Source organism: Streptomyces sp. KM273126, from assembly GCF_004337435.2.
Lineage (GTDB): Bacteria > Actinomycetota > Actinomycetes > Streptomycetales > Streptomycetaceae > Streptomyces > Streptomyces acidicola.
Genome location: NZ_SJXB02000002.1, coordinates 1,213,833 through 1,230,040, shown reverse-complemented (window position 1 = coordinate 1,230,040; position 16,208 = coordinate 1,213,833). Strand labels below are relative to the sequence as shown.

Below are 16,208 nucleotides of genomic sequence, written 5' to 3'. Positions count from 1 at the left end.
CCGCGACGTTACGGCCTGCGCGCCGACGTCACCCGGTACACGTCGTACACGCCCTCGACGCCCCGTACGGCCTTCAGGACGTGTCCCAGGTGCTTCGGGTCGCCCATCTCGAAGGTGAAACGGGACGTGGCCACACGGTCACGGGATGTCTGGACCGCGGCCGAGAGGATGTTGACGTGCTGGTCGGAGAGCACGCGCGTGACGTCGGAGAGCAGCCGGGAGCGGTCCAGGGCCTCGACCTGGATGGCGACCAGGAAGACCGAGGACTGGGTGGGCGCCCACTCGACGTCGAGGATGCGCTCGGGCTCGCGGGACAGGGACTCGACGTTGACGCAGTCGCTGCGGTGAACCGACACACCGCTGCCGCGGGTCACGAAACCGATGATCGGGTCGCCGGGGACGGGCGTACAACAGCGGGCCAGCTTCACCCAGACGTCCTCGACGCCCTTGACCACGACACCCGGGTCGTTGGTGCTGCGGCGCTTGCGTCCGCGACCGCGCGCCGGTGGTACCGCCTCGTCGATCTCCTCGGTGGCCGCCTCCTCGCCGCCGAGGGCCTGCACCAGCTTCTGTACGACGTTCTGCGCGGCCACATGGCCCTCGCCGATCGCCGCGTACAGGGACGAGATGTCCGGGTAGCGCATCTCGTGGGCGAGGGTCACCAGGGAGTCGCCGGTCAGGATGCGCTGGATCGGCAGGTTCTGCTTGCGCATCGCGCGGGCGATGGCGTCCTTGCCCTGCTCGATGGCCTCGTCGCGGCGTTCCTTGGAGAACCAGGCACGGATCTTGTTGCGGGCGCGCGGCGACTTCACGAAGCCGAGCCAGTCGCGGGACGGGCCCGCTCCGGTCGCCTTGGAGGTGAAGACCTCCACCAGGTCGCCGTTGTCCAGGGTGGATTCGAGCGGGACCAGGCGGCCGTTGACCCGGGCGCCTATCGTTCGGTGGCCGACCTCGGTGTGGACCGCGTAGGCGAAGTCGACGGGTGTCGCGCCGGCCGGCAGCGCTATCACGTCGCCCTTCGGTGTGAAGACGAAGACCTCGTTGCGGGACAGGTCGAAGCGCAGCGACTCCAGGAACTCGCTGGGGTCCTCGGTCTCCTTCTGCCAGTCCAGCAGCTGCCGCAGCCACGCCATGTCGTTGATCGCGGCCGCGTCCTTGCCGGCCTTGCCGGACGGCGCCTTCGGTACGTCCGTACGGACCTTGGAGGCGCCCGCGACGGCCTCCTGCTTGTACTTCCAGTGCGCGGCGATGCCGTACTCGGCGCGGCGGTGCATGTCGAACGTACGGATCTGGAGTTCGACCGGTTTGCCGTTGGGGCCGATGACCGTCGTGTGGAGCGACTGGTACATGTTGAACTTGGGCATCGCGATGTAGTCCTTGAACCGGCCGGGGACCGGGTTCCATCGCGCGTGCACGGTGCCGAGAGCGGCGTAGCAGTCCCTGACCGTGTCGACGAGGACGCGGATGCCCACCAGGTCGTAGATCTCCGCGAAGTCCCGGCCGCGGACGATCATCTTCTGGTAGACGCTGTAGTAGTGCTTCGGGCGGCCGGTGACGGTCGCCTTGATACGGGCCGCGCGCAGATCGGACTGCACCTCGTCGGTCACTATCGCGAGGTACTCGTCGCGTTTGGGGGCGCGCTCGGCGACGAGGCGGACGATCTCGTCGTACATCTTGGGGTAGAGGATCGCGAAGGCGAGGTCCTCCAGCTCCCACTTGATGGTGTTCATGCCCAGGCGGTGGGCGAGTGGCGCGTAGATCTCCAGGGTCTCGCGCGCCTTCTTCTCCTGCTTCTCGCGCTTGAGGTAGCGCATGGTGCGCATGTTGTGCAGGCGGTCGGCGAGCTTGATGACCAGGACGCGCGGGTCCTTGGCCATGGCGACGACCATCTTGCGCACGGTCTCGGCCTGGGCGGCCTCGCCGAACTTGACCTTGTCCAGCTTGGTGACGCCGTCGACGAGCAGCGCCACCTGGTCGCCGAAGTCGCGGCGGAGCTGGTCCAGGCCGTACTCGGTGTCCTCGACCGTGTCGTGCAGGAGGCCGGCCATGAGTGTGGCCGGGTCCATGCCGAGCTCGGCGAGGATCGTGGTCACCGCGAGGGGGTGCGTGATGTACGGGTCGCCGCTCTTGCGCTTCTGGCCGCGGTGCCAGCGCTCGGCGACCTGGTAGGCACGCTCGATCTGGCGGAGCGTCGACGTCTCGATCTTCGGGTCGTTGCTGCGCACTATCCGCAGCAGCGGCTCCAGCACCGGGTTGTACGGATTGGACCGCTGCACACCGAGACGGGCCAGGCGGGCGCGTACGCGGTTGGAGGAGCCGGAGCGCGCGGGCTGGCCCGTGGCCGGGCGAGCCGGTGCGGGCGCCGGGCGCCCGGAAGGTGGGGGTCCCCCCGCTCGAGCGGAGTCGAGAGTGGGGGAAGGCTTGGGGCGCGGCTGCTCGACGGCCCTGTCGCCGGGCGCGGACTGGGCGCGCTCGACCGGGCCCTGCGCGGCGTTCTTCGCGCTCTGCGCGGGCTTGGCCGCGGCTCCCGAGGCGGACTCGGGCTTGGCGGCGGTCAGTGGCTGGGCCTCGTCTGGCAAGAGGACTCCTCGTGCGCGATCCGGGTCCTCCGGCAGGCTCCGGAGACCCCATGGTAGCGATCCTCGGCTCCCGGCTCGCCTTCGGCTGGTGAGACGGTCCGCTACCCGAGCAACGCATGAGGCGGGCGCCGGATTCCTCCGGTGCCCGCCTCAGCGGTGTCGTACGGGTGGCGCAGGGCTTTCGTCCGCCTGTCGTGGCGGTGCTCAGACCCGGAGCAGGGCCTCCAGCGGGGCGCCTTCCAGGGCCGGCTCCAGGCGGGCGCGGCCGCCCAGGAAGCCGAGCTCCATCAGCACCGAGACGCCCGCGATCTCGGCTCCCGCCCGGCGGATGAGCTGGACGGAGGCCTCGGCGGTGCCGCCGGTGGCGAGGACGTCGTCGATGACCATGACGCGGTCGTCCCGCGACAGGTCCTCGGCGTGCACCTCGATCTCCGCGGAGCCGTACTCCAGGTCGTAGGCCTGGCCGAGGGTCGCTCCGGGGAGCTTGCCCGCCTTGCGTACGGGGACGAAGCCGACTCCCGAGCGGACCGCGACAGGCGCGCCGAGGATGAAGCCGCGGGCCTCCAGGCCGACGATCTTCGTGGCGCCATGGCGGACGACGAGGTCCGCGAGCGCGTCGGTGAGCGCGGTGAACGCCACCGGGTCGGCCAGCAGCGGCGTGATGTCCTTGAACATCACGCCCGGCTCGGGGTGATCGGGGATGTCACGGATGCGGCTGAGCAGCAGCGTCGTGACCTCTGCGAGCTCGGTCATCGGCGCTTCCCCGACGGCCGGCCACGACCCCGGTTGCGGGACGCGGGCTGGTGGCGCGGGCCGACGACCGCGGGGGCCGCGTCCTCCGGCTCGTCGCCGTACTCCTCGTCGTCGTCCTGCGCCTGGGCGGGCTCGTCCTGAGCGCCCTGGGCGCGCTTGGCCAGGACGCGCTTCTTCAGGGCCTTCATCTGCGGCTCGCGCTCCTTGAGGTCGGCGACGAGCGGGGTGGCGATGAAGATCGAGGAGTACGCACCGGCGGCGAGGCCGACGAACAGCGACAGCGAGATGTCGTTGAGCATGCCCGCGCCGAGGAATCCACCGCCGATGAACAGCAGGCCCGCCACCGGCAGCAGCGCGACCACCGTGGTGTTGATCGAGCGCACCAGGGTGCTGTTGATCGAGCGGTTGGCGATCTCGCTGTAGGTCCAGCGGTTCTGCTTGGTGATGTCCTTCGTCTGTTCCTTGAGGCTGTCGAAGACGACGACCGTGTCGTAGAGCGAGTAGCCGAGGATGGTCAGCAGACCGATGACCGTTCCCGTCATCACCTCGAAGCCGACGAGGGCGTAGATGCCGACCGTGATCGTGATGTCGTGGACCAGGGCGACGAACGCGGCGACCGCCATGCGCCACTCGAACGCGATCGCCAGGTAGATCACCACGAGAACCATGAAGATCCCGAGGCCCTGCCAGGCCTTGTTGGCGATCTGGTCACCCCAGCTGGGGCCGACCAGGTCGGCGTTGATCTTCTCCGAGTCGACCTTCAGGTCCTTGGCCAGCTCTGTCTTGATCGCGTCGGACTTGCCGGTGTCGACGCCGGAGATCTGGATGCGCAGACCGCCCGTGCCGAGTTCCTGCACGACCGCGTCGTGCCCGGCGGCCTCTTCGGCGTACGTCTGGGCCTGGGCGACCGAGACGCTCGTCTTCGGGGTGGTGAAGACGGCGCCGCCCTGGAACTCGATGCCCATGTTCAGGCCGCGCACCGCCAGGCCGACGATGGCCGTGATGGTGATCAGGATCGAGATGCCGTACCAGAGCTTGCGGTTGCGGACGAAGTCGTAGCCGACCTCGCCGTGGTGGAGCCGGGCGCCGAGGTTGCCGAGTTTCGACATCTCACGCCTCCTTCGGGTCGACGGGGGCAGCGGGACGGCTGGTGCGGCGCAGGGGCGGCCGGGCACCCAGTCGTTTCGGGTCGAGGCCGGACCAGCTGTGGCCGTTCGCGAAGAACTTCCTGCGGGCGAGGATCGTCAGCAGCGGCTTGGTGAAGAGGAACACCACCACCACGTCGAGCAGAGTGGTCAGACCGAGCGTGAACGCGAAGCCCTGGACCTTGCCGACGGTGACGACGAAAAGCACCGCGGCGGCGAGGAACGACACGAAGTCGGAGACCAGGACGGTGCGCCGGGCGCGCGGCCAGGCGCGCTCGACAGCGGGGCGCAGCGAGCGGCCCTCGCGGATCTCGTCCCGGACGCGTTCGAAGTACACGATGAACGAGTCCGCCGTGATGCCGATCGCGACGATGGCGCCGCAGACCGCAGGCAGGTTCAGCGCGAAGCCGATGGCCGGGCCCAGCAGCGACATGATCACGTAGGTCAGGGCCGCGGAGACCAGCAGCGAGGCGATGGCGATGAGCGACAGACCGCGGTAGTAGGCGACCAGGTAGATCACGACCAGTGCGAGGCCGATCGCGCCGGCGATCAGACCGGCGTCCAGTTGCTCGCCACCCAGGGCGGCGGTGACGGTCGTGACGCTCGCCTCCTTGAAGGTGAGCGGGAGCGCGCCGTACGACAGCATGTTCGCGAGGCCCTGGGCCTCCTCCTGGGTGAAGCTGCCGGAGATCTCGGCGTTGCCACCGGTGATCGACTGGTTGACGTACGGGTCGGAGACGACGTCACCGTCGAGGACGATCGCGAACTGGTTCTGCGGGGACTGGTTCTTGGCCAGCTGGCCGGTGATGTCGGCGAACTTCTTGCCACCCTGGGACGTGAAGTCCATGGTGACCTTCCAGCCCGAGGAGCCCTGGGTGTCGAAGATCGCCTGGGCCTTGTCGACGTCCGTGCCGTCGACCGCGGCCGGGCCGAGAATGTACTTCTGCCACTGCTTCTGGGAATTCTGGCCGCAGGCGAGGATGGGGTCGCTGGCCTTGGCTCCCTCACCGACCTTGGCGCGCTGTGCCGCCTTGGTGCAGTCGAGCGTGGTGTACTCGGCCTGGAGCTTGGCCGTCGCGTCGTCGGCGCCGCCGCCGGCGCTCTCGGACGGGGAGGCACTGGCGTTCGAGGAGGCCGAGCCGCTCGGCGTGGGGTCGGCCTTCAGCGCGTCGCTGACCGCGCGGCCCTGCGACGTGGGGGTGGAGGACGGCGTGGCGGAGGAGGACGAGGTCGCCTTCTCCTTGTCGCTGCCCTTGTCGGAGGGCGACGCGCTCGGGGAGCCGCTGGGGCTGGCGCTCGGGCTGGGCGTCGCGTCGGCGCCGGACACCTCGGTGGTCAGGACCGGGCGGAAGTAGAGCTTGGCGGTGGTGCCGACCTGTTCCCGGGCCTGCTCGGAGTTGGTGCCCTTGGGGATGTTGACGATGATGTTGCGATCGCCCTGCGTCTGGACCTCCGCCTCGGAGACACCCAGACCATTGACGCGGCGCTCCATGATGGAGACCGCGGTGTCCATGTTGGTCTTGTTGATCGCGTTAGGCTGACCAGGCTCGTTCTCGGCCTCCAGCGTGATGCTGGTGCCGCCGGCGAGGTCGATGCCGAGACGCGGAGTGGTGTGTCCGGAGAGGAACATTCCCCCGGTGAGCGCCACGATGGCGATCAGGATGAGGGCGAGTGCGCGGCCTGGTTTGCTCTGGGCGCTCGCGCTCCGGCCCTTCTTCGGTGCTGCCACCTTCTCGTAACTCCCTCTCGGGCCGCCTCAGCGCCGGTCGAGCGGGCGGGCGGCCATGACATGGTCTCGGGACTCCGTGCCGGAACGGCACGACCCGGGTGGCGCGGCACGAACTGGTCGCGTCGCGCACCCGGGAACGTGACTACTTCGCGTCGGACTCGCCGTCGGTCTTCTTCGGCTCCGCGTCGTCGGCCTTCTTCGGCTCCGCGTCGTCGGCCTTCGCCTCGTCGGCCGCGTCGGCCGGCGTGTCCTTCTTGCCGAGGTCGATGGGCTTGTCGTCGGAAGCGTCGGAGGCGTCGGTGGCTGGCTCGTCGACCTCGGTGAGAGAGGAGGCGTCGTCCGGCACGATGTCGGACTTCAGGTCGTGCTCGATGCCGTGGACGATGCGGTTGTACTCGTCGTCGGTGAGGACGGCGCCGATCGCGTTCTTCGCGAAGAGCAGTTCCACGCCCGGTCCGGCGTCGACGAGGACCGTGTCGTCGTTGACCTCCTTCACCGTCGCGTACATGCCCCCGATGGTGCGGACGCCGCTGCCGGGCTGCATTTGGTTCCGCATGTCGACGGCCTGTTGCTGCTTCTTCTTGGCCGACCGGGTCATCAGGAACATGGCCCCGATGAGCACGATGAACGGGAGGAGGGTCACGAGACTCACGGGTGGGAACTTCCTTCACACGACCGCGTAGGTGAGCGGCCTGATGGATGGGGGTATGGGGTGCCGCCGACAAAGGCGGCATCGGCGGAGTCTAAGCGAGTCCGCGCGCAAGGAACAACGCTCAGCATCGCACCCGGGTTCCTGACCCGGCCAATGCCCGCGCCGTCACGCCCCGAACAAGTCCTGTTGTCCGTTTCCCCCGGTAGTCCCGCGGGGCGGGGTGAGGCCGAGATGGGCCCATGCCGCGGGGGTCCCGACCCGGCCGCGCGGGGTACGGGCGAGCAGGCCCTCACGGACGAGGAAGGGCTCGGCGACCTCTTCGACCGTCTCGCGCTCCTCCCCCACCGCGACGGCGAGCGTGGACAAGCCTACGGGACCGCCGCCGAACAGCTTCAGCAGCGCCTCCAGCACGGCGCGGTCGAGGCGGTCGAGTCCGCGGGCGTCGACCTCGTAGACGGCGAGGGCGGCCCCGGCGATGTCCCGGGTGATGACTCCGTCGGCCTTGACCTGCGCGTAGTCCCGCACCCGGCGCAGCAGGCGGTTGGCGATACGGGGCGTACCCCGGGAGCGGCCCGCGATCTCGGCGGCGCCCTCGGCCTCGATCCCGACGTCCAGCAGGTGCGCGGAGCGGTGGATGACGCGCTCCAGCTCGGCGGGCTCGTAGAACTCCATGTGCGCGGTGAAGCCGAAGCGGTCGCGCAGCGGGGGCGGCAGCAGGCCCGCGCGCGTGGTGGCCCCGACCAGGGTGAACGGCGGCAGTTCGAGAGGGATGGCGGTGGCGCCCGGGCCCTTGCCGACGATGACGTCGACGCGGAAGTCCTCCATCGCCATGTAGAGCATCTCCTCGGCGGGGCGGGACATGCGGTGGATCTCGTCGAGGAACAGGACCTCGCCCTCCTGGAGCGAGGACAGGATCGCGGCCAGGTCGCCCGCGTGCTGGATGGCGGGGCCGCTGGTGATGCGGATGGGGGCGCCCATCTCGGCCGCGATGATCATGGAGAGGGTGGTCTTGCCGAGGCCCGGCGCACCGGAGAGGAGGACGTGGTCGGCGGTCGCCCCACGCGCGCGTGCCGCCCGCAGCACGAGGTCGAGCTGCTCGCGGACCTTCTCCTGGCCGATGAACTCGTCCAGGTCCTTGGGGCGCAGGGCGGCCTCGACCGCCTGGTCCTCACGGTCGGCGACAGAGCCCACCAGCCGCTCGGGGGCGGTGTCGTCGGTCGTGTCGTCCCAGTTCATTGCTGTGCCTCGCGGGTCGGTCGCGGTCGGATGGGTCGTGCGGCGCCTGGTCGCCGTACGGGCGCTTCTTCAGGGCGCGGGCTTCCGCGGCCTGCGGAGCCGGTCAGCGTGCTCTGTTGAGGGTCTGCAGGGCGGCCTTCAGCAGGTGGCCCACCTGGGGTGTGCCCTCGGTGGCCTCGGCCTGGGGGGTGACCGCGGCCACGGCCTCGTCGGCCTCGCGGGTCGCGTACCCGAGGCCGATCAGGGCCGCGTGCAGCTGGTCGCGCCAGCCGACGCTCACCGGCGCGCCCATGCCCGTGCCGGTGCCGATCGGCTCGCCCAGGCGGTCCTTAAGCTCCAGAAGGAGCTTCTGGGCGCCCTTCTTGCCGATCCCGGGGACGGCGGTGAGCGCCTTCTCGTCGCCGGTCGACACCGCGCGGCGCAGGGCGTCCGGGGTGTGCACCGCCAGCATCGCCTGGGCCAGGCGGGGGCCCACACCGCTCGCGGTCTGCAGCAGTTCGAAGACCTGGCGCTCGTCGTCGTCCGCGAAGCCGTACAGGGTCAGCGAGTCCTCCCGTACGACGAGGGAGGTGGCGAGTTTGGCCTGCCGGCCCATGCGCAGACCGGACAGTGTGCCCGGTGTGCACTGGACGGCGATGCCGATGCCGCCCACCTCGACCACGGCGGAGTCGGGAGCGAGAGCGGCGACCGGGCCGCTGACGAAGGCGATCATGGGGTGCGGCCTTTCGATGCGTGCAGGGCGACGGCTTGCTGGAGTCGGTTCTGGGCGGGGGCGCGCCAGATGTGGCAGATGGCGAGCGCGAGGGCGTCGGCGGCGTCGGCGGGTTTCGGGGGCGCGTCGAGCCGCAGCAGCCGGGTGACCATGGCGCCGACCTGGGCCTTGTCGGCGCGACCGCTGCCGGTGACGGCGGCCTTGACCTCGCTGGGGGTGTGCAGGGCGACGGGTATGCCACGGCGGGCGGCGCAGAGCGTGGCGATGGCGCTGGCCTGGGCGGTGCCCATGACCGTCCGTACGTTGTGCTGGCTGAACACCCGCTCCACGGCGACGCATTCGGGCTTGTGCTCGTCCAGCCACTGCTCGATGCCCTGCTCGATGGCGACGAGACGGTACCCCAACTCGGCGTCCGCGGGCGTCCGTACGACTCCGACGCCGAGCATGGTCAACGGCCGCCCGGCGACGCCCTCCACGACCCCGACACCGCATCGGGTCAGTCCTGGGTCCACCCCCAGTACGCGCACCCGCCCTTCCCCTCCTCGCGGCTGAACCGCCGCCGCTCCCGCGGACCTGGCCGAGCACCGCCGGGTTTCCTCAACTGCCGGTTGCGGTCCGCGGACGGTGATCTTTGACTGCTCGCCAGGCTATCCGCTGCCACTGACAACGGCGGCGGGCCGGTAGGACGTGTCCCACCGGCCCGCCGATACCGCGGCTCAGCTCGCGGCAGCGTTACGCGTCGACCTTCGCCATGACGTCGTCGCTCACGTCGAAGTTGGCGAAGACGTTCTGCACGTCGTCGCTGTCCTCCAGGGCGTCGATCAGCTTGAAGATCTTCTTGGCGCCCTCCTCGTCCAGCTCGATCTGCATGGTCGGGACGAAGTTGGCCTCGGCCGAGTCGTAGTCGATCCCGGCCTCCTGGAGGGCGGTACGGACCGCGACCATGTCGGTGGCCTCGCTGAGCACCTCGAAGGACTCGCCGAGGTCGTTGACCTCCTCGGCGCCCGCGTCGAGCACGGCACCGAGGACGTCGTCCTCGGTCAGCTCGCCCTTGGGGACGATCACGACGCCCTTGCGGTTGAAGAGGTATGAGACGGAACCCGGGTCGGCCATCGAGCCGCCGTTGCGGGTCATGGCGACGCGGACGTCGGAGGCGGCGCGGTTGCGGTTGTCGGTGAGGCACTCGATGAGCACCGCGACACCGTTCGGGCCGTAGCCCTCGTACATGATCGTCTCGTAGTCGGCGCCACCGGCCTCAAGACCGCCGCCGCGCTTGATCGCGGAGTCGATGTTCTTGTTCGGAACCGACTGCTTCTTCGCCTTCTGTACGGCGTCGTACAGCGTCGGATTACCCTCCAGGTCCACGCCGCCCATGCGCGCCGCGACCTCGATGTTCTTGATCAGCTTCGCGAAGAGCTTGCCGCGCTTGGCGTCGATCACGGCCTTCTTGTGCTTCGTCGTGGCCCATTTAGAGTGGCCGGACATCTGCCTGTCTCCTTCGCGTAACCCATCCTGAACGAACGCCCCCAGGCCTGAGGACCCAGGGGGACCCTTCGAGATCCTACAAGGCGTCCGCTGTCCGGTTCGCGCGCACCATCTCGACGAACAGGGCGTGAAGACGGTGATCGCCGGTCAGTTCCGGGTGGAACGACGTGGCGAGCGCGTTGCCCTGGCGTACCGCGACGATATGGCCGTCGTGCTCGGCGAGCACCTCGGTCCCGGCGCCGACGGACTCGACCCAGGGGGCCCGGATGAAGACTCCCTCTACAGGATCGCCCTCGACGCCCCGTACGTCGACCGCCGCTTCGAAGGACTCGTTCTGCCGTCCGAAGGCATTGCGGCGCACGATCATGTCGATGCCGCCGATGGTCTCCTGGCCGGAGCGCGGGTCGAGGATCTTGTCGGCGAGCATGATCATGCCGGCGCACGTGCCGTAGACCGGCATGCCGTCGCGGACGCGCGCGCGGAGGGGCTCCATCACGCCGAAGAGGATGGCCAGCTTGGAGATCGTGGTGGACTCTCCTCCGGGGAGGACAAGGCCGTCCACCTCGGCGAGCTCTTCGGGGCGCCGCACCGGCCTGGCCACGGCGTCGGCCGCGGCCAGGGCGATGAGGTGCTCCCGTACGTCGCCCTGGAGTGCCAGGACGCCTATGACGGGTGCGTCGGTCATGTGCGTGGTGTCCTAGGGGGTTGCGGCTGGGGGCGGTCTGCCGGTGGCGTGGCTTCGGGTTCGCCTACCAGCCGCGGTTGGCGTAGCGCTCGGCCTCGGGGAGGGTGTCGCAGTTGATGCCGACCATGGCCTCGCCCAGGTTGCGGGAGGCGTCCGCGATGATCTTCGGGTCGTCGTAGAAGGTGGTGGCCTTCACGATGGCGGCGGCGCGCTTGGCCGGGTCGCCGGACTTGAAGATGCCGGAGCCGACGAAGACGCCCTCGGCGCCGAGCTGGCGCATGAGCGCGGCGTCGGCGGGGGTGGCGACACCGCCGGCGGAGAAGAGGACCACCGGCAGCTTGCCGAGCTCGGCGACCTCCTTGACCAGCTCGTACGGGGCGCGCAGCTCCTTGGCGGCGGCGTACAGCTCGTGGTTGTCGAAGCCCCTGAGGCGGGCGATCTCGTTCTTGATCTGGCGCAGGTGGCGGACGGCCTCGACGACGTTGCCCGTGCCGGCCTCGCCCTTGGAGCGGATCATGGCGGCGCCCTCGGCGATGCGGCGCAGGGCCTCGCCGAGGTTGGTGGCTCCGCAGACGAAGGGGGTCGTGAACACCCACTTGTCCGAGTGGTTGACCTCGTCGGCCGGGGTGAGGACCTCCGACTCGTCGATGTAGTCGACGCCGAGGGACTGGAGCACCTGGGCCTCGACGAAGTGGCCGATCCGCGACTTGGCCATCACGGGGATGGAGACCGCACTGATGATGCCCTCGATCATGTCCGGGTCGGACATGCGGGCCACGCCGCCGTCCTTGCGGATGTCCGCGGGGACCCGCTCCAAGGCCATGACCGCGACGGCGCCCGCGTCCTCGGCGATCTTCGCCTGCTCCGGGGTGACGACGTCCATGATCACGCCGCCCTTGAGCTGCTCGGCCATGCCGCGCTTCACGCGTGCGGTGCCGGTCGCGGTGTTCTCTTCGGGCTGGGCGGAGTTGGAGAGCGTGCTGGACACGGGTTCGACCTCACTCGGGGGAGAAGGAGGGGGTTTTTCTGCAGCACCGAGGAAACGTGAGGAGTGCAGGCCACTGCAAGGGCCAATGGGGAGGCGGTGGATCGTTTTAGCCCCCGCCGCCTCTACCCGTCCCATCCCTGGGAGCTACGCCCGCAGCCCCCGTCGCCGGCTTGAGAGGCCGAGGCGCAGCGCCGGCCTCGGCTCACGCGCCCGCGCGGTCCGCCAGCGCTGCGGGGGGCTCGTCGTCCATTTCGAAGGCCATCGGGAACGGGGCATGGCCGGCCAGGCGGAACCAGCGGACCTTACGGTGACGGCGGAGAGCGCGGGCGGCACGTACGGTGTCGTTGTGGAAGCGGCGGGCCATGGGGACGCGCCGTACCGCCTGGGCCAGTTCCCTTGCCGCGTCCTCGCCGCCCGGCGCCGACCGTACCGCCTCCACCTGCTGCGCCTCGGCGAACACCGCGCGCAACGCCTGGCTCAACTCGCTCTCGGCGACCTCCCGTTGCTCCTCCTGCGCCTGCCGCGCCGCGTGGGCCGCCTCGTACAGCACGATCGAGGCGGCCGGATCGAGAACCCCTGAGGTGGCCAGTTCCTGGGCGACCGAGGCGCGGCGCAACAGCTGCGCGTCCAGGGCGGCACGGGCGGCGTCGATGCGCGCGTGCAGCCGGTCGAGGCGGCCGGCGGTCCAGCTCAGGTAGAGGCCGATCACGACCAGGCCGACGAGGATCCAGATCAGGGTTGCCGTCACGGGCGGCAAGGCTACCGTTCCTAGCGTTGTTGGCCGGTGTTGGCCGAATCAACGTATTCCGGGCCAGGTGTGAGGTGTCTGGCGCCGGGTGCACCCCGAACGGTCCTGGGTGCGGGGAACAGTACGAGCTGGTCACTTCGGCTCCAGCAGGTCTTGCCGCCCTCGTGGGGCGTGCCTGTGGTCCTGGTTGGGCTCGCGTTCCCACGCGCCCTGAGGACGGATACGGCCTGGCCGGTAGCTCTCCGCTCTGCGATCCTCCGGTCGCGAGCGGTCACACCTGGCCGACGCCGGATCCGATACCCAAGAGCGCGTCTGCTAGCCGCCCTTGTTGTTCACCGGGTCGTACGGCTTGGGCCTGTACTTGGTCTGAGGCACGCCCTCCTTGGAGAACGCGGCCCAGGTCTTGCCGGCCTCGTCGTACAGGCCGAACCCCCGCCGTTCTGGCAGTAGATGCGCGCCATGTGCCATGCGTGCCTCCGCCCGGGGCCCCCGAACGGTGAGTTGGGATACCGAACTCGCTTCCCCGCGCGCGGGGGCGCAGCACGAGTCCTTGCGGGCGTTGGCCCTCGCCCCGTCCTTCAGTCCCGTATCAGCCCGAACCGCGCGCGCAGACCTGAGCGTTCGTCGGCGGCGACGGCGGCCGCGCCGTCGGTCACCGTCTCGTACACGGACAGGATGTCCGCGCCGACGGTCGACCAGTCGAAGCGCCGGACGTGCGCGCTGCCCCGCGTGCGCAGTTCCTCACGCCGTTTCGAGTCGCCGAGCAGCCGCACGGCGGCGACGGCCAGCGCGTCGGCGTCCTCGTTGGCGAACAGCTCCCCCGCCGCCCCCTGGTCCAGGACCTGGGCGAAGGCGTCCAGGTCGGACGCGAGGACGGGTGCGCCCGCCGACATGGCCTCGACCAGGATGATGCCGAAGCTCTCGCCGCCGGTGTTCGGTGCGACGTACACGTCCACGCTGCGCAGGAAGCGCGCCTTGTCCTCGTCGCTGATCATGCCGAGGAACTCGACCCGGGAGCGCATCTCCTTGGGCAGGCTCGCCACGGCCTCCTCCTCGTCCCCGCGTCCGGCGACCAGAAGCCGTGTCCCCGGGCGTTCGGCGAGGATCTTCGGCAGGGCCCTCATGAGCACGGGCAGGCCCTTGCGGGGCTCGTCGATGCGCCCCATGAACCCGATCGTCTCCCCCTGCCACTCGGGCCTGGGCTCTGCGCCGGCGAAGAAGTCGACGTCCACGCCGTTCGGGATGACGACGGCGTCGCCGCCCAGATGCTCCACCAGCGTGCGCCGGGCGTACTCGCTCACCGCGATCCGGGCGCTGATCTTCTCCAGGGCGGCCTGGAGGATCGAGTACGCGGCGACCATCGCCCGGGAGCGCGGGTTCGACGTGTGGAAGGTGGCCACGATCGGGCCCTGCGCGGCCCAGCACGCCAGCAGGCCCAGCGACGGCGACGCCGGCTCGTGGATGTGGATCACGTCGAACGTGCCGTCGTGCAGCCAGCGCCGTACGCGGGCCGCCGACAGGAAGCCGAAGTTGAGGCGGGCCACCGAACCGTTGTACGGCACGGGGACCGCGCGGCCCGCCGAGACGACGTACGGCGGCAACGGTGTGTCGTCGTCCGCGGGGGCGAGCACCGACACCTCGTGGCCGAGGCGGATGAGGTGCTCGGCCAGGTCGCGGATGTGGAACTGGACGCCGCCGGGCACGTCCCAGGAGTACGGGCAGACGATGCCGATCCTCACGGTGTCTCCTTCCCGGAAGCCCGTGCGGGGTCCCGGTTCTCGGGAGCCCTGGCGGGATCCAGGTCGGCGAGCCACAGGCGCTGCAGCATGTGCCAGTCCTCCGGATGGTCGGCGATCCCCGTGGCGAAGGCATCGGCCAGCGCCTGTGTCATGACAGACGTCTTCTCCTCGCGCGTACCTGACTCGGGTACCGCGATCGAGGGGTGGATTCTGCCTTTCATCACGGGAGACTCGTCGTACCAGAGCGTCACGGGGAGCAACAGCGCGCCGGTCTGCTGGGCGAGGAGGGCCGGTCCGGCGGGCATCCGGGTCTTCTCGCCGAAGAAGTCGACCTCCACGCCGGACGCGGACAGATCGCGGTCGGCGACCAGGCAGACCAGGCCGCCGTCGCGCAGCCGCCGGGCCAGTGTGCCGAACGCGGAGCCGCCGCTGTGGGGCAGGACCTCCATGCCGAGGCCCTCGCGGTAGGCGACGAAGCGGTCGTAGAGCGTCTCGGGCTTCAAACGTTCGGCGACGGTCGTGAAGGGCATCTCCAGCTTGGTGGTGACCCAGGCTCCCGCGAGGTCCCAGTTGCCCAGGTGCGGCAGCGCTATGACGACGCCCCTGCCGGCGGCGAGACCGTCGGTGAGGTGGTGCAGATCCTGTGCTTCGAAGCCGTGCCTGATCCGTTCCGCGCTCCACGCGGGGAGACGGAACGACTCCATCCAGTAGCGCAGGTACGAGCGCATGCCCGCCCGGGAGAGCTCGGCGAGCCGCTCCGGGGACGCGTTCGGCACCACGCGCGCGTAGTTGCTCTCCAGCCGCTGTACGCCCTTGCCGCGCTGTTTCCAGGCGAGGTCGGCGATGGTGCGGCCGAGGCGTACCGCGACGGACTCGGGGAGTTTCCTGACCGTGCTCCAGCCGAGACCGTACAGGGCGTCCGTCAGCCGCTCCCGCACGTTGCTCACGACGTCGCCCCACTCCCCCGCGAGGCGTTCTCGTTGTCACGGGCCGCGGCCTCGGCGGCCTCCGCCTCGGCGGATTCGCGACGCACCGTGACGACGCGCTGGATCAGTGTGACGAGGCTGCCGACGGCGACGATCCACAGGGCGACGGGCAGCAGGTACTGGATGCCGGGCACGCCGAACGCGTGCAGGCCCGCGAGGCCGGCCGCGACCAGGGAGACCACGAGCCGCTCGGCGCGCTCCACCAGCCCGTTCACGGCGACCGGCAGGCCGATCGATTCCCCGCGTGCCTTGGTGTACGACACCACCTGTCCGCTCGCCAGGCAGAAGATCGAGACCGCGCACAGCACGTTGTCGTCGCCCTGCCCGGCGTACCAGAGGGCGAAGCCGCCGAAGATCGCGCCGTCGGCGACGCGGTCGAGCGTGGAGTCCAGGAAGGCTCCCCAGCGGCTGGAACGGCCCATCTGACGGGCCATGTTGCCGTCGACCAGGTCGGAGAACACGAACAGCGTGATGACGACCGTGCCCCAGAAGAACTCGCCCCGGGGGTAGAAGACCAACGCGCCCGCGACCACTCCGGCGGTGCCGAGGAGGGTGACCGTGTCGGGGCTGACCCCGCGGCGGATGAGAAACGCGGCGAACGGTGTGAGGACACGCGTGAAGAAAGCACGCGCGTACTTGTTCAGCATGGCCTTCCCGAGGGTCGGTGCGCCGCGCGGCCCCTGCTGGCCACCGGCGGGCCCATCGTAGTCACGCGCGAGTGTGCGCGTCGGCCGGGCGCCCGCGGCCCCGTGTCACGTCCTGGCAGCGGCC

The 16,208-nt window shown here is 70.1% G+C and carries 16 protein-coding genes; all 16 read right to left on the bottom strand.

From position 1 onward, the window contains the following. Window positions 1-8: 8 nt before the first annotated feature. The 16 genes from E0500_RS36015 to pgsA all read right to left on the bottom strand — a co-directional run bounded on the left by E0500_RS36015 (window position 9) and on the right by pgsA (window position 16,084). Window positions 9-2,579 carry a bifunctional (p)ppGpp synthetase/guanosine-3',5'-bis(diphosphate) 3'-pyrophosphohydrolase gene (locus E0500_RS36015; RefSeq protein WP_131564688.1) on the bottom strand — a complete coding sequence of 857 codons (2,571 nt, stop codon included), beginning with the start codon at window positions 2,577-2,579 and terminating at the stop codon, window positions 9-11. A 204-nt stretch (window positions 2,580-2,783) separates the two neighbouring features. Next, on the bottom strand, window positions 2,784-3,332 hold the full coding sequence (locus tag E0500_RS36010; RefSeq protein WP_131564690.1) for an adenine phosphoribosyltransferase: 549 nt from the start codon (window positions 3,330-3,332) through the stop codon (window positions 2,784-2,786). Next, window positions 3,329-4,441 (bottom strand): protein translocase subunit SecF, encoded by a 1,113-nt coding sequence (secF, locus tag E0500_RS36005; protein ID WP_131564692.1) that lies wholly within the window; start codon window positions 4,439-4,441, stop codon window positions 3,329-3,331. Before secF ends, E0500_RS36010 begins: the two co-directional genes overlap by 4 nt. 1 nt (window position 4,442) lies before the next feature. After that, complete coding sequence (gene secD, locus E0500_RS36000; protein ID WP_131564694.1) at window positions 4,443-6,206, bottom strand: protein translocase subunit SecD; 1,764 nt, start codon at window positions 6,204-6,206, stop codon at window positions 4,443-4,445. A 142-nt stretch (window positions 6,207-6,348) separates the two neighbouring features. Further along, on the bottom strand, window positions 6,349-6,858 hold the full coding sequence (gene yajC, locus E0500_RS35995) for a preprotein translocase subunit YajC (RefSeq protein WP_131564696.1): 510 nt from the start codon (window positions 6,856-6,858) through the stop codon (window positions 6,349-6,351). 165 nt (window positions 6,859-7,023) lie between these two features. Beyond that, window positions 7,024-8,094: a Holliday junction branch migration DNA helicase RuvB gene (ruvB, locus tag E0500_RS35990; protein WP_131564698.1), complete on the bottom strand. Its 1,071-nt coding sequence runs from the start codon at window positions 8,092-8,094 to the stop codon at window positions 7,024-7,026. A 103-nt stretch (window positions 8,095-8,197) separates the two neighbouring features. Then, window positions 8,198-8,806: a Holliday junction branch migration protein RuvA gene (ruvA, locus tag E0500_RS35985; RefSeq protein ID WP_131564700.1), complete on the bottom strand. Its 609-nt coding sequence runs from the start codon at window positions 8,804-8,806 to the stop codon at window positions 8,198-8,200. After that, window positions 8,803-9,333, bottom strand: coding sequence for a crossover junction endodeoxyribonuclease RuvC (ruvC, locus tag E0500_RS35980; RefSeq protein WP_131564702.1), 531 nt, complete (start codon window positions 9,331-9,333; stop codon window positions 8,803-8,805). Before ruvC ends, ruvA begins: the two co-directional genes overlap by 4 nt. 205 nt (window positions 9,334-9,538) lie before the next feature. After that, window positions 9,539-10,291: a YebC/PmpR family DNA-binding transcriptional regulator gene (locus E0500_RS35975; RefSeq protein WP_131564704.1), complete on the bottom strand. Its 753-nt coding sequence runs from the start codon at window positions 10,289-10,291 to the stop codon at window positions 9,539-9,541. A 76-nt stretch (window positions 10,292-10,367) separates the two neighbouring features. Continuing rightward, the gene (gene pdxT / locus E0500_RS35970; RefSeq protein ID WP_131564715.1) at window positions 10,368-10,976 is read right to left on the bottom strand and encodes a pyridoxal 5'-phosphate synthase glutaminase subunit PdxT; all 609 of its coding nucleotides are present in this window, start codon (window positions 10,974-10,976) and stop codon (window positions 10,368-10,370) included. A gap of 64 nt (window positions 10,977-11,040) precedes the next feature. Further along, window positions 11,041-11,889 (bottom strand): pyridoxal 5'-phosphate synthase lyase subunit PdxS, encoded by an 849-nt coding sequence (gene pdxS, locus E0500_RS35965; protein ID WP_399121043.1) that lies wholly within the window; start codon window positions 11,887-11,889, stop codon window positions 11,041-11,043. Window positions 11,890-12,166: 277 nt separating this feature from the next. Continuing rightward, window positions 12,167-12,712, bottom strand: coding sequence for a hypothetical protein (locus E0500_RS35960; protein ID WP_131564719.1), 546 nt, complete (start codon window positions 12,710-12,712; stop codon window positions 12,167-12,169). 315 nt (window positions 12,713-13,027) lie between these two features. After that, window positions 13,028-13,180 carry a hypothetical protein gene (locus tag E0500_RS35955; RefSeq protein ID WP_165935039.1) on the bottom strand — a complete coding sequence of 51 codons (153 nt, stop codon included), beginning with the start codon at window positions 13,178-13,180 and terminating at the stop codon, window positions 13,028-13,030. 110 nt (window positions 13,181-13,290) lie between these two features. Then, entirely contained in the window at window positions 13,291-14,451 is a 1,161-nt protein-coding gene (locus E0500_RS35950) for a glycosyltransferase family 4 protein (RefSeq protein ID WP_131564721.1), read from the bottom strand. Further along, window positions 14,448-15,398: a phosphatidylinositol mannoside acyltransferase gene (locus E0500_RS35945; protein ID WP_131564723.1), complete on the bottom strand. Its 951-nt coding sequence runs from the start codon at window positions 15,396-15,398 to the stop codon at window positions 14,448-14,450. Before E0500_RS35945 ends, E0500_RS35950 begins: the two co-directional genes overlap by 4 nt. After that, on the bottom strand, window positions 15,395-16,084 hold the full coding sequence (gene pgsA / locus E0500_RS35940) for a phosphatidylinositol phosphate synthase (RefSeq protein WP_131564724.1): 690 nt from the start codon (window positions 16,082-16,084) through the stop codon (window positions 15,395-15,397). The genes E0500_RS35945 and pgsA overlap by 4 nt, the downstream gene beginning before the upstream one ends. Window positions 16,085-16,208 lie beyond the last annotated feature (124 nt).

Bases quoted from the DNA above. Each gene is read 5' to 3' on its own strand.
- pgsA (WP_131564724.1), bottom strand. From the start codon at position 16,084: ATGCTGAACAAGTACGCGCGTGCTTTCTTCACGCGTGTCCTCACACCG.
- E0500_RS35955 (WP_165935039.1), bottom strand. From the start codon at position 13,180: ATGGCACATGGCGCGCATCTACTGCCAGAACGGCGGGGGTTCGGCCTG.
- E0500_RS35975 (WP_131564704.1), bottom strand. From the start codon at position 10,291: ATGTCCGGCCACTCTAAATGGGCCACGACGAAGCACAAGAAGGCCGTG.
- secF (WP_131564692.1), bottom strand. From the start codon at position 4,441: ATGTCGAAACTCGGCAACCTCGGCGCCCGGCTCCACCACGGCGAGGTC.
- pdxS (WP_399121043.1), bottom strand. From the start codon at position 11,889: ATGGCCGAGCAGCTCAAGGGCGGCGTGATCATGGACGTCGTCACCCCG.
- pdxT (WP_131564715.1), bottom strand. From the start codon at position 10,976: ATGACCGACGCACCCGTCATAGGCGTCCTGGCACTCCAGGGCGACGTA.
- ruvA (WP_131564700.1), bottom strand. From the start codon at position 8,806: ATGATCGCCTTCGTCAGCGGCCCGGTCGCCGCTCTCGCTCCCGACTCC.
- E0500_RS36010 (WP_131564690.1), bottom strand. From the start codon at position 3,332: ATGACCGAGCTCGCAGAGGTCACGACGCTGCTGCTCAGCCGCATCCGT.
- ruvB (WP_131564698.1), bottom strand. From the start codon at position 8,094: ATGAACTGGGACGACACGACCGACGACACCGCCCCCGAGCGGCTGGTG.